This window comes from Mycobacterium sp. NGS56 (assembly GCF_059812425.1).
Genome location: NZ_JCALCQ010000001.1, coordinates 1358702 through 1377662 on the forward strand (window position 1 = coordinate 1358702; position 18961 = coordinate 1377662).

Annotated in this window: 19 protein-coding genes; 12 read left to right on the forward strand and 7 right to left on the reverse strand. The window is 62.9% G+C overall.

What is annotated here, in order from left to right:
• Window positions 1-95 precede the first annotated feature (95 nt).
• Together AC5Y4F_RS06300 and AC5Y4F_RS06305 are read left to right on the forward strand one after the other, a co-directional pair.
• Window positions 96-863 carry an SDR family oxidoreductase gene (locus tag AC5Y4F_RS06300; RefSeq protein ID WP_499995549.1) on the forward strand — a complete coding sequence of 256 codons (768 nt, stop codon included), beginning with the start codon at window positions 96-98 and terminating at the stop codon, window positions 861-863.
• Entirely contained in the window at window positions 860-2140 is a 1281-nt protein-coding gene (locus tag AC5Y4F_RS06305) for a DUF427 domain-containing protein (protein WP_499995551.1), read from the forward strand. Before AC5Y4F_RS06300 ends, AC5Y4F_RS06305 begins: the two co-directional genes overlap by 4 nt.
• A gap of 101 nt (window positions 2141-2241) precedes the next feature.
• On the opposite strand, the gene AC5Y4F_RS06310 is transcribed toward AC5Y4F_RS06305, so the two are convergent.
• Window positions 2242-2853 (reverse strand): TetR/AcrR family transcriptional regulator, encoded by a 612-nt coding sequence (locus AC5Y4F_RS06310; protein ID WP_499995553.1) that lies wholly within the window; start codon window positions 2851-2853, stop codon window positions 2242-2244.
• 279 nt (window positions 2854-3132) lie between these two features.
• On the opposite strand from AC5Y4F_RS06310, the gene AC5Y4F_RS06315 reads away from it, so the two are divergent.
• Genes AC5Y4F_RS06315 through AC5Y4F_RS06330 form a run of 4 tightly spaced genes read left to right on the forward strand, consistent with a single transcriptional unit; the run spans window position 3133 to window position 6489 of the window.
• Window positions 3133-3948, forward strand: coding sequence for an SDR family NAD(P)-dependent oxidoreductase (locus AC5Y4F_RS06315; protein WP_067930384.1), 816 nt, complete (start codon window positions 3133-3135; stop codon window positions 3946-3948).
• A gap of 31 nt (window positions 3949-3979) precedes the next feature.
• Window positions 3980-4396 (forward strand): Zn-ribbon domain-containing OB-fold protein, encoded by a 417-nt coding sequence (locus AC5Y4F_RS06320; protein ID WP_067930457.1) that lies wholly within the window; start codon window positions 3980-3982, stop codon window positions 4394-4396.
• Entirely contained in the window at window positions 4396-5571 is a 1176-nt protein-coding gene (locus AC5Y4F_RS06325; protein WP_067930385.1) for a thiolase family protein, read from the forward strand. Before AC5Y4F_RS06320 ends, AC5Y4F_RS06325 begins: the two co-directional genes overlap by 1 nt.
• 45 nt (window positions 5572-5616) lie before the next feature.
• Window positions 5617-6489, forward strand: coding sequence for an NAD(P)-dependent oxidoreductase (locus AC5Y4F_RS06330; RefSeq protein ID WP_067930461.1), 873 nt, complete (start codon window positions 5617-5619; stop codon window positions 6487-6489).
• A 159-nt stretch (window positions 6490-6648) separates the two neighbouring features.
• Here the strand turns inward: AC5Y4F_RS06330 and AC5Y4F_RS06335 are convergent, their stop codons facing one another.
• Window positions 6649-7242: a TetR/AcrR family transcriptional regulator gene (locus tag AC5Y4F_RS06335; protein ID WP_499995555.1), complete on the reverse strand. Its 594-nt coding sequence runs from the start codon at window positions 7240-7242 to the stop codon at window positions 6649-6651.
• Between the two features lie 176 nt (window positions 7243-7418).
• On the opposite strand from AC5Y4F_RS06335, the gene AC5Y4F_RS06340 reads away from it, so the two are divergent.
• Together AC5Y4F_RS06340 and AC5Y4F_RS06345 are read left to right on the forward strand one after the other, a co-directional pair.
• Window positions 7419-7859, forward strand: coding sequence for a DoxX-related protein (locus AC5Y4F_RS06340; RefSeq protein ID WP_499995557.1), 441 nt, complete (start codon window positions 7419-7421; stop codon window positions 7857-7859).
• Window positions 7860-7887: 28 nt separating this feature from the next.
• A complete protein-coding gene (locus AC5Y4F_RS06345; RefSeq protein WP_499995558.1) occupies window positions 7888-9186 on the forward strand; it encodes a cytochrome P450 in 1299 nt (432 codons plus the stop codon).
• A gap of 122 nt (window positions 9187-9308) precedes the next feature.
• On the opposite strand, the gene AC5Y4F_RS06350 is transcribed toward AC5Y4F_RS06345, so the two are convergent.
• On the reverse strand, window positions 9309-10697 hold the full coding sequence (locus AC5Y4F_RS06350; RefSeq protein WP_499995560.1) for a mercuric reductase: 1389 nt from the start codon (window positions 10695-10697) through the stop codon (window positions 9309-9311).
• A 418-nt stretch (window positions 10698-11115) separates the two neighbouring features.
• Between AC5Y4F_RS06350 and AC5Y4F_RS06355 the strand changes: the two genes are divergently transcribed.
• Together AC5Y4F_RS06355 and AC5Y4F_RS06360 are read left to right on the forward strand one after the other, a co-directional pair.
• On the forward strand, window positions 11116-11610 hold the full coding sequence (locus AC5Y4F_RS06355; protein WP_499995562.1) for a YkgB family protein: 495 nt from the start codon (window positions 11116-11118) through the stop codon (window positions 11608-11610).
• 81 nt (window positions 11611-11691) lie between these two features.
• Complete coding sequence (locus tag AC5Y4F_RS06360; RefSeq protein WP_067930402.1) at window positions 11692-12591, forward strand: LysR family transcriptional regulator; 900 nt, start codon at window positions 11692-11694, stop codon at window positions 12589-12591.
• Here AC5Y4F_RS06360 and AC5Y4F_RS06365 read toward each other — a convergent pair whose 3' ends face one another.
• From AC5Y4F_RS06365 to AC5Y4F_RS06380, 4 genes are all read right to left on the reverse strand, one after another.
• Window positions 12592-13332, reverse strand: a complete 741-nt coding sequence (locus tag AC5Y4F_RS06365) for an SDR family NAD(P)-dependent oxidoreductase (RefSeq protein ID WP_499995564.1) — start codon at window positions 13330-13332, stop codon at window positions 12592-12594. It lies immediately after the preceding gene.
• A 50-nt stretch (window positions 13333-13382) separates the two neighbouring features.
• Complete coding sequence (locus AC5Y4F_RS06370) at window positions 13383-14198, reverse strand: LLM class F420-dependent oxidoreductase (RefSeq protein ID WP_067930407.1); 816 nt, start codon at window positions 14196-14198, stop codon at window positions 13383-13385.
• Between the two features lie 232 nt (window positions 14199-14430).
• Complete coding sequence (locus AC5Y4F_RS06375) at window positions 14431-14877, reverse strand: NHL repeat-containing protein (RefSeq protein WP_156749902.1); 447 nt, start codon at window positions 14875-14877, stop codon at window positions 14431-14433.
• Between the two features lie 16 nt (window positions 14878-14893).
• Entirely contained in the window at window positions 14894-16057 is a 1164-nt protein-coding gene (locus AC5Y4F_RS06380; protein ID WP_231986255.1) for a hypothetical protein, read from the reverse strand.
• A 302-nt stretch (window positions 16058-16359) separates the two neighbouring features.
• Here AC5Y4F_RS06380 and AC5Y4F_RS06385 point away from each other — a divergent pair, with 302 nt between their 5' ends.
• Together AC5Y4F_RS06385 and AC5Y4F_RS06390 are read left to right on the forward strand one after the other, a co-directional pair.
• Window positions 16360-17751, forward strand: a complete 1392-nt coding sequence (locus AC5Y4F_RS06385) for a serine/threonine-protein kinase (RefSeq protein WP_067930412.1) — start codon at window positions 16360-16362, stop codon at window positions 17749-17751.
• Between the two features lie 27 nt (window positions 17752-17778).
• A complete protein-coding gene (locus AC5Y4F_RS06390; RefSeq protein ID WP_067930414.1) occupies window positions 17779-18909 on the forward strand; it encodes a BTAD domain-containing putative transcriptional regulator in 1131 nt (376 codons plus the stop codon).
• The last annotated feature ends 52 nt before the right edge of the window (window positions 18910-18961 follow it).

The following is an 18961-nucleotide window of genomic DNA, read 5'->3' on the forward strand; positions in this document are numbered from 1 at the left end:
GCGCAAGACAGGCTTGGGCGCAACTGAACAACCTATGTACTAGTGTTCTCCGAAGGCGGATGCGGGCTGAGCCGCGAACGTGAGAAGAGGGCGCCATGAGTGAGCGGACTTTGGCCGGCAAGCGCGTCGTGGTCGTGGGCGCATCGGCCGGGATTGGGCGAGCATTCGCGGTGCGTGCGGGTAAGGAGGGCGCGGAGTTGCTCATCGCCGCCCGCCGCCGGGATCGGCTGGAAGAGGTTGCCACCGAGGCCGGCCGCGGTAGCGCCGTGATCGCAGATGTGCGCAGCATGGAGGATTGCGCGCGCCTCGCCGATGTCGCGCGAGACGCCCTGGGGGGCATCGACTTGCTGTTCATATCGGTGGGTTACGCCCCGTTGCGCATGTTCGCCGATACCTCCGCCGACGACTGGCTGGACGTAATGCGTACGAACGTCATCAGCGTTCATCAAGTGATCAAGTCTTGTGTGCCGGTGCTTGCGCCCGCCGCGATCGTCAGCGCCCTGTCCTCCGAAACCGTGGGTCAGCCGAGGACCGCCCTCGGCGCCTATTCGTCCAGTAAGGCCGCGCTGTCGGAGAGCCTTAACGCTTGGCGCACCGAGCATCCGAGTTTTCGGTTCTGCTGCATTACGGTGGGAGGAACCGTGCCCACGGAGTTCACCGCGGCCTTTGACCCCGATCTGCTGGGGGTGGTTGTCCAGGATTGGATCGCGCGCGGCCTGCTTCAGGAACAGCTGATGACGCCCGAAGACGTTGCCGACGTGCTGGCAGGCGTTTTCGCGAGTGCACTGAACTCTCCCGCCGTCGGCCTCGAGCAGCTCGTCGTCCGTCCGCCGTCATTAATGCGTAGGGCGGTGACGGCATGACAGCGCAAGTCCAATCAGCGTGGCCCGATCACCCCGAATACCGAATCGAAGCAATCCCGTGCCCTCATACCGGTCAAGTGTGGTTCGGCGATGTGCTCGTCGCCGAAAGTGACCGCTGCCTCGTGGTCACCGAGACCGACCACGACGACCGGCTGTACTTCCCCGAACCCGATGTGCGGTGGGAACTCTTCGCGCCGTCGGACCACACCACCGTGTGCCCCTTCAAGGGCCGAGCAAGTTACTGGACGTTGAATAGTGCTGACCCCGCAGTCGAAAACGTGGTGTGGACATACCGCACCCCGTTGCCTGAAGTTGTCGCGATCGCGGGGCACGTCTCCTTCTACGACAATGCATTGCGTGTTGTCGTCGTCGAACACTGGCCTGATGGCTCGAAGGTTCCTGTCACGTTCCCACTTTGGGGAGACGCAAACGAGCTGCAGAGGCTGATCGATGTTCAGCCCATGAGGAACGGCTGTTTCGTTGGGCCGGCTCATGGACCGACCCGCCGCAACGTTGTCGAGGGTGGACAACTCCTCGCCGAGGCCATCGTCGCCGTATCGAAAGTGCTTCCAGAGCAAAGAGTTACGTCGGCATCGATGATTTTCACCAAAGCGGCGTCGTTCGATGCACCGGTGGAACTGACCGTCGATGTTCTCCGCCGTGGCAGAACGTTCTCGTCGGCCGAAGTTCGCGTGAATCAGCGCGACGAGCTACGCAGTGCGGGGATGATTCTCGCGGATCGTGGTGCGAGCGAGGTAATGCGGGACGCTGAGCGGATGCCGGACGTGCCGGGACCTGATGGGGCGGTAGCTTTTCCGGGCTTTGGGATGACCGGTCGCGAAATCCGCGTGGTTGACGGGGCCTACGATCCGGACCCTGACCGGGTCGGACCGCCAGTGATCAATGTCTGGGTTCGATTTCGTGAGGCGCCGCGTGAACGCTATTTAGCGGCCGCGCTGCTCGCTCAGTCGACGACGCACTGGACTATCGCGGCCGGTATGCTTCCCCACCGTGGACTAGGCGAAGCTCGCGCGCACGTCAGCCTATCGACGGGGATCATCAAGGCCACCATCGCGTTTCACGACGAGGTCGATATTGCCGACTGGTTGCTGTACACCAACCACGCATTTTGGTCGGGGCGCGGCCTGGTGCAGGGCGACGGGCGGGTGTTCAGCCAAGACGGTCGGCTGGCCGCGTCGTACACGATCCAGGCGATAGTCCGCGAATTCGCGGCCGATCCCGCCTCCATGGGGCACGACAGTCGAACGGCTATGTGATCGGCGTAGGGGGATCATCGCCCGCAAGCGTCCAGAAACGCGTCAATGCGCCGCAGCCGTTTTAGTGCGTGGGCGGGTCAGCTCCGGGTAAAAGCCTCGCCTCAGCGCAGGCCGTTGATGGCAAACTTTTCTACATAGTCGCGGACCGTTTTTGGCTTGGTCATATCGAAGCTCAGTCCTTGATTGACCGTCGAGAAGGAATAGATGATGCGCGCGAGCCACTCGCTGGCCGCTGTGACGTTAATTCCTGCTCCGACCTCACCGCGTTTTTGCGCGTCGCGCACGTAGGGTTCGAGAAACTTCGTCGTGCGCCGGACTGCACTGTCGCCATCGGAGACCATGTGTCGCATGAGCTCGGCGTCATCGGCCATCAGTCGATTGCGGGTGCGGTGTTCGAGGAGGATCTTTGCGTTCGTTTCGGCCATAGCGCCGAGTTTTTCAGCGAGCGTGGTCTTCTTTTCCATCGCCGCGGCGACCTCACGGTAAAAGCGTTGAGCTCCATGCTCGATCGCCGCCTCGATAAGCACGTCGCGATCGACGAAGTACCGATAGATGGTGCCCCGGGAGACCTTGGCCATCCGCGCTACGTCCTGCACGCTGGTGCGCTGGATGCCCAATTGTGTAAAACACTCATTGGCGGCGTCGAGAATCTGTTCGCGTCGATCGAGCTCGTCGGCGACCTCTGTTTCGGCAGTTGCTCGGTCAGTCGACATGTCGTTCCTCCGCGTGCGGTACCTATATTCCGAGCTCTTAATGCTACGTGACACGCGATGTCGGGCTGCTGAAGCGCGCCAATCGCGTTACGACACGCAGAGCAGGCAGACCGCATTGGACTCGCATTGGTCGCGGTCCACCTTGACTTCCATTCGCGTCCCTCCGCCTGCGGGTCTTCATACGCACTGACTACACAGCCGCTTGGACCAGCCCCACTAGGCACGGCGGCGAGGATCTGCAATTATTGAATAATAGAACGTCTGATGTTCCATTGTTACATGGCACAAGGAGTGGTGTTGTCTCGTTTGGAGGACAGATACGCGCTGGTCACCGGCGGAGCTCAGGGGCTGGGAGGAGCGGTTGCCGAGGAGTTGGCCGGTCTGGGCGCCCATGTCACTATCGTCGATTTGAATGCCGAGAAGGGCCAGGAGCGCGTAGAGCGGATTCGTTCAAACCACGGCCGGGCCTCCTTCATCAAGGCCAATGTGGCCCACCGGGAAGCGATTGAAGGCGCCGTGCATCAGGTGGCCGATACCGGGAACGGCCGGATCGATGTCTTGGTCAATGCGGCCCAGTTCTTCGCCATGCCCAAGGCGCTGGAACTTGTCACCGAAAAGGATTGGGAACTCTCAGAGGTCACTGGACCGAAAGCGACCTTCCGGTTCATGCAGCTCTGCTTTCCGTTCCTCCGTGAGTCCGGACGGGCGTCGGTGATCAACTTTGTGTCAGGGTCCGCTCTGGCCGGCATCGCCTACACCGCTCCCTACTCGGCGGCCAAAGGCGCGATAGCCGCGCTGACCAAGGTCGCCGCCAACGAGTGGGCTCGCCACCGCATCCGAGTCAATGCGGTGTGCCCGTTTGCCCTGACCGAGGCCCAGCAAAAGATGATCGGCACCGAATGGGACAACTACACGCGGACCGCAGCCGCCTCGCCGATGAAACGCGGCGCTGATCCAGTTGAGATTGCGCCGGCAGTGGCTTTTTTAGCGGGAGACGATGCGGCATTCGTGACGGGCACGATACTGCAAGTCGATGGTGGCATGACCGAGCTATCGACGGTGGACTACTCGCAATCGCCGGGAGTCTTTGGTTAACAGGCCAATTCACCGACGACGCATGATGCAGATGCCAGAATCTCACCGGCCCGCCCCTGCGCTTACCGCGCTGAATCGGCCCTTCTGGACCTCGGGTGCGGACGGAGTGCTGCGCATGCAACGCTGCACCTCCTGCGGGCGGCTCTGTCAGCCGCCCTCGCTGTTGTGCCCTCATGACCATGCGGCGACCGAATACGTCGAACTCAGCGGCAAGGGGTTTGTCGAATCCTGGACGGTGAATCGTCACGGATGGTTTCCTGGGTTCCCACCGCCATACCTGATCGCGTTCGTAAATCCGGTCGAGGACGAACGGGTGCGCCTACTGACCAACCTGGTAAACGTCGAACCTGACGACGTCACCCAGAACATGCCGGTGCGCGTCATCTTCGATCGATGTGTAGATGGCGACGACGAGGTATTCATTCCGTTGTTCGAACCGGAGCGCTGATGACTAAGGCGTTGACGGATCGGACCATCATCAGCGGCATCGGTCAGTCGGCAATCGGTCGTCGACTGGGGCGGGATCCGCTAGAGCTCACCGCCGAAGCATGTCTGGCCGCAGTTGCCGACGCCGGTCTGACGGTGGCCGACATAGATGGCCTCACAACGTATCCCGGTAGTTCCCAACCGGGCCTCGGGTTCTCTGGGGCGTCACTGCGTGACATTCATGACGCTTTGGGAATCGAGCCGAATTGGGTCGCAGGGGGAGTGGAGTCCCCGGGTCAGCTCGGGGCGGTGGTCGACGCCATGCTCGCTGTGGCCGGCGGGCTGGCCAACCACGTGCTGTGCTGGCGCAGCATCTGGGAGGGCACCGCGCAAGGCGCCGGCCGACGCAAAGGATACGGTTCCGGGGGTGGCCGTCCAGGCGGAATGCTGGCCTGGCAGATCCCTTTTGGTGCCACGGCGGCTAACTTGGCGGCTCTTCAGATTCGCGCACGGATGTTGCGATACGGGCTTACTCGCGAGCAGCTCGCGTCGATCGCCATCGCGCAACGGAGCCACGCCGCTCGCAACCCCTCGGCGATCTACCGCGATCCGCTCGACCTCGACACCTATCTCAGCGCGCGCATGGTCTCCGACCCGCTGTGCATGTTCGACTGCGACATCGCCTGCGACGGCGCCACCGCATTCGTTGTCTCCCGCGCCGAGCACGCCGCGGGGCTGGACCACCCGGCAGTGACCGTCGAGGCGGTCGACTGTGCTCACCACGACCGCTTCACTTGGGAAGGCGGTCAAGACATCACCCGGATCAGCTCACGATGGTCCACAATCTGGGAGCGGACCGACTTCACCGCCGCCGATGTCGACGTCGCCTCGTTGTATGACGGCTTCAGTGTCTTCGTGCTCTGCTGGCTCGAAGACTTTGGTTTTTGTCCGGTTGGAGAATCCGGGGAATGGGTTTCGGACCCTCATCGCATTTCGCTCGGCGGAGAATTGCCCCTCAACACTGCCGGAGGGCAGCTATCGGGAGGACGTTTGCACGGCTTTGGACATCTGCACGAAGCGTGTTTGCAAATTCGTGGCCAGGGTAAAGAGCGACAGGTCCACGATGCAAAGCTGGCTGCGGTAGGCGTAGGAGCAGCTAACAGCGGCACCACGGCGATGTTGCTGCGGCAGGTGTGAGAATGCAGATAACCAGACGGTCACCACGTCCAAGGAGGAATGTCGATGGCTGAGACTCAAGCACCCAAGTTGGGGTTCATCGGTCTGGGAAATTTGGGTGCGCCGATGGCCAAGCGACTCGTCGAGTGGCCCGGCGGTCTGATTGTTTTCGACGTAAGAACTAGCGCCACAATGCCGTTCGCCGAAGCCGGGGCCGAAGTGGCGCGGACCGCGAGCGACGTGGCGGTCGCCGACATCATCAGTGTCATGGTGCTCAACGACGAGCAAGTCCGCGGTGTGGTGGCCGATCTCACCGCTCACGCCGAACCGGGTACCGTCATCGCAATACATTCCACGATCGACCACAACACTGCGTCCGAATTGGCAACGGAGCTTCAAGCCAAGGGCATTCAGCTCATCGACGCGCCGGTCAGCGGTGGTGTGGAGGCGGTCAAGACGGGTGAACTCGCTGTCATGGTGGGCGCAGGCCGGGAAACCTACGAACGGGTCAAGCCGGCGTTCAAACAGTGGGCGTCGATGGTCGTCCATGCCGGCGAGCCGGGCGCCGGCACACGAATGAAACTGGCGCGCAACATGCTGACCTTCACTTCCTTCGCGGCCGCTTGTGAGGCGATGCAGCTGGCAGAACGTGCGGGCCTCGATGTCCAAGCGTTGGGCCGTATTGTGCGTCATACAGACGTGCAAAGCGGTGGCGCCGGCGCCATGATGTATCGCGATGACATGAGCCGACCACTCGACCCGGATCATTTCCTGTACCAGCCGTTCACCCACACGTGCGCGCTGGGAGAGAAGGATCTCAGCCTGGCGCTACGTCTTGGCAGGGAACTGGACGTCGATCTTCCCCTGGCCAAAATCGCCTTACAGAATCTGGCGGAAGGACTCGGAGTTCCACATTCGACTGTCGCGGATTCTGCCTGAACCGATGACGCGCTCAATACATTTGTCGCAGATAAGAATAACGAGCGGTGGCGCCTCGACTTCATTCCCGCGAAGCGACACCGTCGTCGGGAGAGCGGGCCGGCGCGGAACTGACGTAGCCTGCACTCTGCTCCGTCCGGATCACTTAAGGCCATCGGGTCAGCTCGTCGAGAGGCCACCCATCAACGTGTCTATTAGCCCGTCGTAACGTCCCATCGCCTCGCCTACGGTCGATGTGACGCTGAGCATGCGATATAGCGTGGCTCCAATCAATGCGTCAGCGGCAGCTTCGATGTCGGCGTCGGCGCGAATTTGACCCAACGAGATGCCGGTGTGCAACCGCTGCATCACCGCAGCGTGGAAGCGGCTAGTGAGTTGCTGGTATAAGGTGTCGCGGTCTCGAAGGTCCTCAGCGGCGGCAGCGGCAAGAGCGCGGACGAGTGCGATGTTCTCGGGGGCGGCACTCAGCGCGGCGGACTCGTGCATCCAGGTCCTCAGATCTTCGACCGTGTCTCCCGTATCTGGAAGCGTGAAGTCGGCTTGCGCATAGGCCTGCATTACCGCCTCGGCCACCAAAGGAGCTTTCGACGGCCACCGTCTATAAACCGTTTGCGTTCCCACTCCGGCATTGGCGGCGACCTTGTCCATTGACACTCCGCTGTACCCGACTTCGATCAGAAGGGTGCGGGTGGCGTCGAGTATGGCCTCATGTACGGCCGCGCTACGCGGTCGCCCTCGGCGAGGTTGGCTCACGTCACGACCCTAAAGCAAATCTTGGGCGTCCTGTCTTCTGTACGTCTGGGCGAGGCAGCCATATACATCGGAGCCACATTGTGCCACTATTTACGAGAAAATATGTCTCGTAAATAGTGGCGGACCCGATCAGCTAGGTGTCAGACCGCGATTGAGGGGGATAGGTTCGCCTCGAAATGAGACTTCCCGCCGAGCGGAAAGGTCGCGAATGCGCGGAACTGTGCATCATCACCGGAGGCGCGGGCCGGCATGCTCTGTCCCCGAGCTGGTCGACAATCAGTGGCATTCGGAACGATTGGGCAACTTCAATGACCGACACAACTGCTCGTAGTTCGGAAAGAGGCCGCGAACAGCGCGTCGCGGTCATCGTCACCGTGATCGGTGTCGCGCACTTCCTTGTTCCAAAGTTCTTCGACCCCATCAACCGCCTCGGCTTCCCCGAACACGCGCGCATGTTCACCTACATCAACGGTGCCGTCGAAACGACCATCGGGGTCATGATGGCGAATCCTCGAATGAGTCGGCAGTTGACCATCGTATCTGCTTGTTACGTCATTCATTTGACGGGCAACATCGTGCGCAATCAAGTCCGAATTCGGCACGGATGCGGTCAGTGAAGCCGGTGGCTCGGGTAAGGGGAGCGAAATGTCGATCAGTCAGACCGCCCAAGGGGTTGCCGAAGCCATTCGGCCTTTCAGTAATGCCGTCCGGATGAACCTGGCTGCCGCCGTGCGCACCCGCCGGCGCGGCTACGACGCTTGGACCGGCGCGGTGAACACGGACTACGACCCACAGAATCCGATCACTGCTGAACACCCATTCGACGCCTACCGCGCCCTACACAGAAGTGGCCGCGTGCACTACAACCCCAGGCGAGCCACCTGGATCGTCAGCCGACTCGACGACGTGCGAGCTGCACTGCGCGACACCGATCAGGTCACCAGTACTCAAGGGGTCACCCGATTGAGAATGTCGGCACCGCTCGCGGTGCTGACCGACGGCGAAGAACACGCCCGACTCCGTAAGCAGATCCAGCCGGGATTCAGCAAGGGCGCCATGAGCGCCTGGCAGGGAATCGTCGAGAAGCTAGCCGCGGAACTCGTCTCTGGCCTGTTGAACAACCCCGGCTGCGATGTCGTGCAGCACTTGGCGATACCAATGCCGATCCGCCTGATCGCTCAGATCCTCGGGGTACCGGAAGACGACGTCAACGACTTCCGTCGGTGGTCAGAAAACGCCGTGAAGGTCATGGATTTGACCCCGACACGCGCAGGTCTCGCAGAGGCAACCAGATCCATATCCGCAATGGTGGCGTTGCAGCGCTACTTCGTGAAGCAAATCGCACACGGCGCACTTAAAGGATCGGGCACTGTGCTGGGGCGCCTCCTCGAACACAACACCGATGGCAGCCTCACCGATCGTCAGCTTTGGATCATCGCAATTCACCTGTTGATCGCCGGGAACGAAACAACCACGAACCTTCTCGGCGGAATGTTCGACACTCTCGCCCATTACCCCGATCAGTACGACTTGATACGCACCAACCCCGACCTCATCCCGATCGCAGTCGAGGAGCACCTCCGCATCACGACGCCGATACAGAACCTCTACCGCTACACCCGCGCCGACTATCAAATCGGAGGCATCACCATTCCCGCCGGGTCACGCGTCCTGCTCTCCTTCGGGGCGGCGAATCGCGACCCCGCAGCCTTCGACGAACCCGACGAGTACCGCGCCGACCGCAACCCGCGAAACCACGTCGCTTTCGGCTACGGCCCACACATGTGCATCGGCGCACCACTCGCTCGAATGGAAGCCCAAGCCGTACTTCGACACCTCGTGACCCACGTCAGTCGCCTAAACCCCAATGGCTCGACCATCTGGTCGACGCACAGTTCATTACGTGGCCCGACCCACCTACCGATCCACCTGACGCCAGCCTGACCAATCCGTCGGGGCGGAGTGGTGGCAGGAATGCAGGTCGGCTAAAACATTCCATCCACACTGAAGTGTTTCGGCCGATGCTTACATGGGTCTCGGTCGTGTTGACGCGCAAGTAAACCCAGTTAGGCGTCGACCATCGCGAAGAGGGTGTTGAGGCCTTCGGCCAAAAGCGGATGCGTGAAGATCGCATCCGCCAACGCGGTGTAAGTGAGCTTGCCCAACATGGCGACCTGGATCACGGTCATGATCTCGCCGCCCTCACTGCCCAGGACCGCGCAGCCCAGGATCTGTCCGCTGCCCGCGTCGACAACGGCCTTCATGAAACCGCGCGTTTCCCCGGTCTCGATCGCCCGGATGACAGCGCTCATCGGCAGCTTCGCCACCCGGATGTCGCGTCCTTGCGCCCTGGCCTCGCGCTCGGTCATGCCGACGCGGCCAAGCTGCGGGTCGATGAACACCGCATAGGGGACGATGCGATCATGCGCGCTCTTCTTTTCGTGCGCTATCAGGTTGGCGTGCAGGATGCGGTAGTCGTCGTAGGAACTGTGGGTGAAGGCCGGCCCGCCCTTGACATCGCCCATCGCGTAGACGCCCGGGGCGCTGGTTTGCAGGTATTCGTCGACGTCGATGAACCCGCGGTCGTTGAGACGGATGCCGGCGGCCTCGAGGGTGAGGGCCTGCGTGTTAGGGATGCGGCCGGTGGCGGCCAGTAGGTGGGAGCCTTTGACCTGTCGCTCGCCGTCCTTGGTGCGCACGGTCAACCGGAGGCGGTTCCCGCCGGCCTGCTCAACCCGGACCGGCGTCGACGACGTCAGGACCGTGATTCCCTCGTCGCGCAAGATTGCGGCGACCTCGTCGGAGACATCTTCGTCCTCGATGGTCAGCAGGCGGGCGGCTCTCTGGATGATGGTGACCTGGCTGCCGAATCGTCGGAACATCTGCCCGAACTCGAGCCCGATGTAGCCCCCGCCAAGGACGACTAGGTGCTCCGGGAGGTCATTCAATTCCATGATCGATGTCGAATCGAGCACGGGAACATCGGCGACGCCAGGGATCTCCAGCGGCTTGGATCGGGTGCCGGTGTCGATCACGACCACCGCGGCGCTGATCTGCCGCGTCCCGCCATTTGTCAAGGCGATGTCGACGGTCCTCGGCCCCACGAAGTGGGCCTCGCCGTCGATCAGGTCAAGTCCGTCCTGCGCCAACCGGCTCGCGTAGTTTTGCCGCGCACCGGCGACCATGGCACGTTTGCGCTCGCGCACCTCGGCCAGGTCCACCGTTACGGGGCCAGTATCAACGCCGTACTCTGCGGCGCGGCGCGCCTGGTAGGCGAGGCGCGCACTGGCGACCATCGTCTTGGTCGGGGTGCACCCAGTGTTGACGCAGACGCCGCCGAGTTGGTCGCGCTCGATGAGCGCGACCTTCTGGCCCGCTTTCGCCAGATCGACAGGAAGAAAGCGACCGCCCTGACTGGTCCCTATCACGATCGCGTCGTACTGCTCCTCGCTCATTGCGTCCTACCCTCTAGATCCAGATCGACAGTCATCAAGATTCTCCCAAGTTTGTGCGAACGGTCGACTCGCGGCGGCACGAACACCCTCCACCGAAAGACCACCCCAAAGCCCGATGTCGCCGGTGCGCGGGAAAGCGGAAGGTACGCGATGTCAGTTTGATAGCCCGGCTATGACGATCACCGTTGTCCGCGAAGGAGTTTGGCATCGGAAATTGGCTTGGTCGGCCAATCAACACTTCTTGGCGATGGCTATCGGGACAGCCAATCGCGGTTATCGAAATTCGCACTGGCGACGCCGACATACCGACCGGCATCACGATGTTTCGAAGGTCAGCAGCATCGCGCGGCGATCCTACGAAGGAACCAAGCCCTGCAATCCGTTCTAGCCAGTCAATCGATCAGATTGGAACGAAAAGATGAGAACCAAAGTCAGCGTATTTCTCAGGACGTCGGCCATCGAGACCGTCGCCGGCGCCCTTGGTCGATACGGTCTCGTGATCGTCATCGGCTGGATAGGCGCCCTCAAGTTCGCCAACTACGAGGCACACCAGATTCAGCCGCTGGTGGCCAACAGTCCCTGGCTGGGTTTGGTCTATCAAATTTTCCCGGTCTACACCTTCTCGGCGCTGTTAGGTGTCTTCGAGGTCGCTGCCGCGTTCCTCCTGGCGATCAAGCCGGTCGCGCCGCGATTGTCGGTAGTGGGAAGCCTGATGGCCATTGTCCTGTTTGTGTCCACGGTTGGCTTCCTCTTCACAACACCGGGGATCGGCGAGCCGGCTGGCGGCGGCTTCCCGGCCATCTCCCTCCTGGGTGAGTTTCTCGTCAAAGACATCCCGCTGCTCGGTTTATCGTTCTGGACACTTGCCGACTCCATCCGGGCCGTCCAACGGCACTCGACCAACGCTCGTTAACCGCGGCGCGAAGATCGCCCCGGCGCGGACATTGTCCGGGACGGGGCTTCACCGTTGTGATCGCCGCCCTAGGCTGGACGAATGGAGCTGCGAGAGTTGACGGCATTCGTGGCGGTAGCTGAAGAAGGCGGAATGTCGGCCGCCTCACGCCGACTCAATATCAGCCAACCCGCTTTGTCACAGACCGTGAGCTCTTTGGAGCGCCAGCTCGGCGTCAAACTCTTGGAGCGCAGCAGCACCGGGGTACGGACAACGGCAGCGGGCGCCGCGCTGCTCACGGAGGCACGCGCAATCCTTGCCAGGCACGATCAGGCGCTGCGCCGGATGGCCGAGTTCACCACTGAAGGTGGCGGGGTGCTGCGGCTGGGGGTGCCGATGGAGCTACCGCCGGGCCTCCTGCAGGGCGCGCTCGAGCAGTTCGCAGCGAACTGTCCGGACACGCGGGTGATGCCCCGGCATTTGTCAACTGCTGCACAGATTTCCGGGCTGCGCAGTCGGGAGATCGACGTCGGCCTGCTCCGTGAGCGGCCCGCCCCGGAAGACTTCGACGCGATGCTGGTGGTGCGCGAAAATCTGGGCGTGTTGTTGGCGTCCGAACTCGCCGCCGGGCTCATCGGCTCGCACGGTATCCGGCTCGACGCGCTGACCGGACTGCAATGGCTTTGTTTCCCACGATCGAACAGCCCAGCCTGGCACGACGAAATCACAGCCATCTTGCGCAGTCATGGCGTCGATCTGGGCCCGCCGCCGCCGGAGGACCAGCAGCTCATCGCCGAGGTCAAGCTTGCTGCGGTCACCGCGGGTAGCTCATTCGCCCTGGCGCCCGCGAATTGGCCGCATCAGATTCCCGAATCCGTGACATGGAGTCCGCTCGTCGGTCACCCGTTGGTTCGGCGCACATGGGTGGTTTGGCCGGCAAATTCGCGCCGCCGAGACATCGGCCAGCTCGTAACGGCCTTCGATGTTCCGGTGGATTACTGATCACGGCGCGATCGCGGCCTGACCGCCGCTGGCCTGCAAAATCGCGCCGTTTATGTAGCTGGCCGCGGGTGAGGCAAGGAATGTGACGGCGTTTGCGATCTCGTCAGCGACCGCTGCCCGGCCGAGTGTGGTGACCTCGCCGAGCGCGTCAGTGACGCCGGGAGTAGCTGCGGTGCCAGGTGTTTCGGTCGGACCGGCCTGCACCGTATTGACTCGGACCCCGTCGCGGCCGAACTCGTCCGCCCATACGCGGGTCAGCAGTTCGAGGCCGGCCTTGCTCGCACCGTAGATTCCGGCTCCGCGCGCGGGTGTCCCAGCCGCGACCGTGCTCAGGTTAACGACCACACCTCTGCCGCGCTCGGCCATGCCGGGGGCAAGTTGCTGCATCAAGATATGCGGCGCGCGCAGGTTTACGTTGATGTGCTCGTCGAAAAAGGCATCGTCGCTCTCGGCGGTTGCGGCGAACCGGTAAACGCCCGCGTTGTTGATCAAGATGTCGACGTCGCCCGCGTCGGCGGCTAAGCGACGCACATCGTCGGCGTCCCCGAGATCGGCCGCGACGAAACGCGCTTTGCCGCTGGCATTTTCGATCTCGCGAATCAACTCGGCACCGCGTTCGGCGCTGCGGCCGTGCACCACAACCTCGGCGCCGAGGACAGCCAGCTGAAGAGCGATCGCGCGGCCGATGCCCGCCGTCGCCCCAGTCACCAATGCGGTCGAACCCTCGAGTGTGTTCGTCATGATCTATTCAAACTCCCCTCCGCAGTCCTGCGACAGTGGTTCCGTAGTCCTCATCGGCTTTCGTCTCGCCAGGCCAACATGTCTTTGAACTCCGAGAAGTCGTAACCGTCGTCGGTCGGGTGAACTTCCGTCGTGAACAGCGTGACGCCCTCTCCGAGGAAGGCGTCGGCGTTGTCTCGTCCAGTCCAATGGACCGCGCGCTCTATTTGGCGTTCGTCGCGCCCGGTCTCGGCGACCATGTCCTTGAGGATCGCGTTCTTGCGGCGATACTCCTGCACACTGGCGAACGTGTGCCAAATGTCGGCGTGTCTGGCGACTATCGGCAGCGTTCGCCGAACTCCGATTCCGCCGATCAGTATGGGGATCTCGTGCATCGGTTGCGGCACCAGGTGCTCGAGGCGGTTCTGGATGCGGGCAAGGCGCTGCTCGAACAAATCCATCCGAGAGGTGACGGTTCCGTACTCGTATCCGTAAACGCTGTAATCCTTTTCGTACCAACCTGCCCCGAGGCCCAGGATCAGCCGGCCGCCGCTGATGTGGTCGACCGTGCGGGCCATGTCGGCGAGTAGATCGGGATTGCGGTAACCGACGCCGGTCACCAGCAATCCAATCTCGGCGCGCCGAGTTATCTCGCCCCATGACGCCAAAGCTGTCCAGCCCTCGAAGTTGTTGACGTCAAGCTGGTCTGGTAACAGCTGGGGCATGCCATCCTGCGACGGAATGCTAAACACCTTGTGAAAGTGGTCGTAGCCAAAGATGGCATCGGCGCCCAGTTGCTCGGCTTGGATCACCGAGTCTCGCCAGGTCCGATAGTCGGGTGTTCCTCCCGGCCAGAGCTGGACGCCGACCCGAATGGATTTCGCCATAGTTTCCTTCCTTGCAGCACACTCTGTACTCGACACCCATAACGCACTTGAGCGAGCCGGCGATTTCTGCAGATCCATTCCTGCCACTAATGGCGGCCATAAGCTGGCCGCCGAGTACCAAATTTTCATCTCAGAGCGCTTACAGGAGTTAAGGCTCAGTCAGGCTCCACGGTGGCCTCGTACTCACGGTCGGTACCTATCGCCGCGACGCGGCCAGCCCATGCCGTCGTCATCACTGGACCGGCAGCTTGAGAATGCGGAAATGCAACCCATCGTCGACGTACACGTTGCCCGTGCTGTCGACTGTCACGCTGGAAGGGTCCTTGAGGTCGTTGAACGGCAACACGATTGGAACGCTCGCGCCACGATCCCACTCCAACACGCGGTTCGTATGCAGGTCGACGACGTACACACGGCCGCTGGTGTCCACCGACACTCGGGTGGGCAGTTTGAGGCCGGTGAAGGGCAGGACGGTCGGGGTGGTTGCGCCGGGCGCTAGCTCCAGCACTTGCTTGCCGCCCGAGTCGACGATGTATAGACCGTCGTTGAAGTCCACCGCCACACCGTTGGGGTCAATAGCGTTGAACGGCAACGCTGTCGGGCTTGCCGAGCCTCGCGCGAGCCGCAGCACTCGCTTCATCGTGGCGGTAAGGGCGATCAGGCGGGCGGTTTTTGACACTGCAACCATCCGCTCACTACCGCTGGCCCGGGTAGGGCACTGCGCTGACGACGCCTCCGCCGTTGACGGTCTGGCCGAGCAGCACCGACGAGGTTCCGGCCGAGGGGTTGTAGTCGATGAGTGACTGGCCGCTTCCACACCCGGCCCTGGCTTGCAGATCGAGGTTGCCCCCGTTGACGCCGACCACCACGACGCTGCGGCCTTTCACGCCGGGGACCGAGACCTGTGACGTTGTGCCGTCGTCGTTGAGCTTGGCGACGAACACGACGCCACATGCGCCGGTTGCCTGCAGGAAGGTCCCCGCCGGGAGCCGCCAGGCATTCAGGTCGCCGTAGTCAGGCCCCTTCCCGTCGTTGGGCGCTGTAAGAGCCGTCGGTGTCCTGCCGTCGATAGGCACCAACCACAGCTGCGACCCAGCGGAGATACCGCAGTGGGCGAGGGCAACGCCGGTGTCCCACCAGCGCACAGGTCTGCAGTCTTTTTGCCCCGCGATCGGCAGAGTAGCCCCGGCCACCCCGTCGTTGCCCATCAACGCCATGCCGGAGTGGGTGCCCAGCACCAGCTGGGCGCCGTCCGGTGTCGAGAGGTACCCCTCGACACCTTGGCCCAGCGGGTACGTCAGCTGGTGGTTACCCGCAACGTCGACGCGTTCGAGCGATCCGGTCCTCGATAGATCCGATCTGTCGAGCAGGATCGCTTTGCCGTCCGGCCGCGTGTAGCGAGGGGACGCGTGGCTGCCGTCGATGGTGAAGGATGTTTTCTCGCCCGTGTGCAGGTCGACCTGGATGATGGCGTTGTGGTCCTTCTGCTCGGTGACGAAGAGGGCGCGGGTCGCGTCGCCCGACCAATCGGCCAATCTCGGACTCGAACCCCGGCCCGGCGGCGGGAAGGTGGTGATCGGGTAGCGACCACCCGCAGGATCGACGAGGTAGAGCGTCGTGGTGGCCGTCTCCCAGGTTGGTGACCCGGGGGGTGGCACTTCACCGGGGTGCAACCCCGGAACCGGGCTCCACATCGCGAGCATCCAGCCCGGACCGACGTACGACCAGGGAACGCTCTCGAGAGGAGCCTCGACACCGTGGGCCGCCACCGCCGGCGCATTGTCGGGCTCGGCGTGTGCGGTCGGCGACGAGGCCATGCCCGCCGCGAGCATGGAGATTGCCAGCGCGAGCGTCGCCATCTCCATCCGTCGCCGGAACCGGGTGCGCGAATGTGTGTTACGACGGTTCCTGTCTCGCGGCGTGGGGGGTGCGTGATGCGTTGTCTTGAGCATCTTCGTGTCCTTGAAAATCTTGGCCGAATCTGGGCTCCGGCCTGGCTGGCTGTGAGCTGGCACGTAGAGGCTGCGCCGCTTGCCTTGCGTGTTTCTTGCGTCGGGCTTGTGCCGGCTCGGCGAGCCGCAGCCAAAGGCTTCCTCGGCAAATCGGTGCGTGAGCGGGCCGCGAGCGAGATACTTCGTCGGTACCCGAAGGAATCAAGGGGATGGCGGTGGACTCGCGCGTCGGTGAGGCGTTCGGCAAATACAACCTCACGCGCCTGCTCGGAAAGGGCGGGGGCGGGGCGGTATACGAGGCCTTCGATACCAGCAAACAGCGGACTGTCGCGGTGAAGATCCTGGCCGACGAGCTCTCAACTGATCCGACGTTCCGCACACGATTTCAGCGGGAGTCGCAGGCCGCCGCCATTCTGCAGGAGCCGCACGTCATTCCGATCCACGATTGGGGCGAGATCGACGGCAGTCTGTACATCGAAATGCGACTGGTGCAAGGGCAGACGCTTCTGGAATTGATCGCGGACGGCCCCCTGACGCCCGCACGCGCGGTGGCGATCATCAGTCAGATCGCCGCCGCGCTGGATGCCGCACACGTCGAGGGATTAGTCCATCGAGACGTCAAGCCGCAGAACATCATCGTCACCGGGGCCGACTTCGTGTATCTCGTCGACTTCGGAATAGCCGAGGGCCGAGGAGATCCGCGCCTGACTACGGTGGGAACTCAGATCGGGACCCTGAATTACATGGCGCCGGAACGATTTCGCAACGAAGCGGCCACTCCCGCGGTCGACGTCTACTCACTGGCGTGCGTGTTGTACGAGACTCTCACCGGAGACGCCCCGTTCGCCGGTGACAGCCTTGAGCATGTGGTGGCGGCCCACCTAGCCCTGCCACCGCCGCGACCCAGTCAGGTGAATCCGAGGATTCCGGTCGCGCTCGACAACGTCGTCGCCCGCGGCATGGCCAAACATCCCGACGACCGGTACGGATCGGCGGGCGCCCTGGCCCGCGCGGCCCAGCGCGCGTTGGGAAGCGGAGGCGACATCACCGACCCCATCGTCGACGGCACTCGATCGCTCGCCGCAGCAGTCCGACCGGGCTCCTTGGTCGCGGAGCCTCGCAGCCGAGGCAAGCGACGATGGGTGCTGCCAAGCGTGACCGCGATAACGGCGGTCTTGGTTCTGGCGGGCATCGGTTTGGACATCGGCCTTTTCGCCAATGGGCCGAGCGCGCAGCAGGAGACGCCGGCGCGTGCTGCGCTGCCCCCATTGGTGACCGGTCCCGACCTGAGCAGCCTGCACCAGTCCTGCGATCAGGGCTTTTCCTTGCCGAACGCCACCGGGTTCGGCAGCCACGCCGGCCGCGGGACCCCCGAAACGTCATGTCTTTTTGCCAACAGCGTCTTGAGCACCTACTGGGCGGAATACGGCAACGCCAGCCCGCTACCCCGGGCGGTCTCGGCGCCGGGCGCTGTCGACTGCAAGACCGTGCCCGGCGCGCTGTGCAACGGCTCCAATTTTCTCATGCGCTGCCAGCAGCAAGCGGGGGACAGCTGGATCACCTGTTCAGGTGGAAGCAGCGCGCGTGTGTACCTGTGGTGAGGGAAAGGCGAAGGATTTGCTGTCGCGATGACCCATAGCGCGTTGCGATTTGGGCTCTTGGGACCGCTGCAGATCAGTGCCGACGGTAACGACCTACCGTTGGGCGCGGCGAAACAACGAGCTGTGCTGGCCGTGCTGCTGATCAACCGCAACCGCACCGTTGCGGTGGATGCATTGATCGACGCTGCGTGGCAACGAAATCCGCCGCCGGAAGCTCGCGCGAGCCTGCACGCACACGTCTCCAGAATCCGCCGATTGATCAGCGGCGCTGGCGCCGATTCCGCCGCGATGCTAGTCAGCATCCAGCCGGGGTATCGGCTCCTACTTCACGAAAAGGATTGCGACGTAGGCCGTTTCTCGATCGAACACAAAGCAGGAATCGACGCGTCGGCCGTCGGCCGGTTCGAACAGGCCAGCGGTCACCTGTCGGCCGCACTGGCCGAGTGGCGTGGACCGGTGCTCGAGGATTTGCGTGACTTTCCATTCGTGGATGCCTTCGCCGCGGCGCTGACCGAGGACAAGCTAATGGCGCTCACCGCACGAGCGGAAGCCGAAATGGCGTGCGGTCGAACCCGTTCGATCATTGGTGAGCTCGAAGCCCTGGCGGCCGAGCATCCGTACCGAGAACCGCTGTGGGCACAACTGATCAGCGCCTACTATCTGACGGAACGCCAATACGACGCGCTCGACACCTACGCCCGACTCAAAACCACGCTCGCGGACGATTTGGGCATTGATCCCGGTCCCACATTGCAGCGCCTTCATCAGCGGATCCTTCGCCAAGAGTCACTGGACGTCGAGCACGTCGCGCGCGCGACAGCCAAACGTGCTGCGGCGACTCGTCGGCGGCCCGCCGAGCCTGCGCAAGAATCCGTCGTTGCCCACCTGCGCGATGCGCACGGAAGACGTTATCCGCTGCGAGGAACCGTCACCAGGATCGGCCGCCTCGCCGAGAATGACATCGTTCTCGAGGATGACACCGTCAGTCGCTCCCACGCGGTGATCGTTGATACCGGTAATGCTTTTGTCATCACCGATCTCCGGTCAGCCAACGGCGTCGATGTCGGGGAGCAGCGGATCCGGGCTAGCGCGACGCTGACCGACGGCGACCGCATTTGCATCTGCGGCCACGAATTCACTTTCGAGATCACGCGATAGACAACTATCCGGGCAACCCTGGCGACTCGCACAGCAGCGCTATTACAGTGGA

Excerpts from the sequence above, each read along its gene's own strand:
- AC5Y4F_RS06365 (WP_499995564.1), bottom strand. The coding sequence starts at position 13,332 with ATGACGAACACACTCGAGGGTTCGACCGCATTGGTGACTGGGGCGACG.
- AC5Y4F_RS06345 (WP_499995558.1), top strand. The coding sequence starts at position 7,888 with ATGTCGATCAGTCAGACCGCCCAAGGGGTTGCCGAAGCCATTCGGCCT.
- AC5Y4F_RS06310 (WP_499995553.1), bottom strand. The coding sequence starts at position 2,853 with ATGTCGACTGACCGAGCAACTGCCGAAACAGAGGTCGCCGACGAGCTC.
- AC5Y4F_RS06380 (WP_231986255.1), bottom strand. The coding sequence starts at position 16,057 with ATGGCGACGCTCGCGCTGGCAATCTCCATGCTCGCGGCGGGCATGGCC.
- AC5Y4F_RS06325 (WP_067930385.1), top strand. The coding sequence starts at position 4,396 with ATGACTAAGGCGTTGACGGATCGGACCATCATCAGCGGCATCGGTCAG.
- AC5Y4F_RS06305 (WP_499995551.1), top strand. The coding sequence starts at position 860 with ATGACAGCGCAAGTCCAATCAGCGTGGCCCGATCACCCCGAATACCGA.
- AC5Y4F_RS06390 (WP_067930414.1), top strand. The coding sequence starts at position 17,779 with ATGACCCATAGCGCGTTGCGATTTGGGCTCTTGGGACCGCTGCAGATC.
- AC5Y4F_RS06300 (WP_499995549.1), top strand. The coding sequence starts at position 96 with ATGAGTGAGCGGACTTTGGCCGGCAAGCGCGTCGTGGTCGTGGGCGCA.
- AC5Y4F_RS06370 (WP_067930407.1), bottom strand. The coding sequence starts at position 14,198 with ATGGCGAAATCCATTCGGGTCGGCGTCCAGCTCTGGCCGGGAGGAACA.
- AC5Y4F_RS06330 (WP_067930461.1), top strand. The coding sequence starts at position 5,617 with ATGGCTGAGACTCAAGCACCCAAGTTGGGGTTCATCGGTCTGGGAAAT.
- AC5Y4F_RS06385 (WP_067930412.1), top strand. The coding sequence starts at position 16,360 with ATGGCGGTGGACTCGCGCGTCGGTGAGGCGTTCGGCAAATACAACCTC.
- AC5Y4F_RS06340 (WP_499995557.1), top strand. The coding sequence starts at position 7,419 with ATGAGACTTCCCGCCGAGCGGAAAGGTCGCGAATGCGCGGAACTGTGC.
- AC5Y4F_RS06320 (WP_067930457.1), top strand. The coding sequence starts at position 3,980 with ATGCCAGAATCTCACCGGCCCGCCCCTGCGCTTACCGCGCTGAATCGG.
- AC5Y4F_RS06360 (WP_067930402.1), top strand. The coding sequence starts at position 11,692 with ATGGAGCTGCGAGAGTTGACGGCATTCGTGGCGGTAGCTGAAGAAGGC.
- AC5Y4F_RS06355 (WP_499995562.1), top strand. The coding sequence starts at position 11,116 with ATGAGAACCAAAGTCAGCGTATTTCTCAGGACGTCGGCCATCGAGACC.
- AC5Y4F_RS06315 (WP_067930384.1), top strand. The coding sequence starts at position 3,133 with ATGGCACAAGGAGTGGTGTTGTCTCGTTTGGAGGACAGATACGCGCTG.
- AC5Y4F_RS06350 (WP_499995560.1), bottom strand. The coding sequence starts at position 10,697 with ATGAGCGAGGAGCAGTACGACGCGATCGTGATAGGGACCAGTCAGGGC.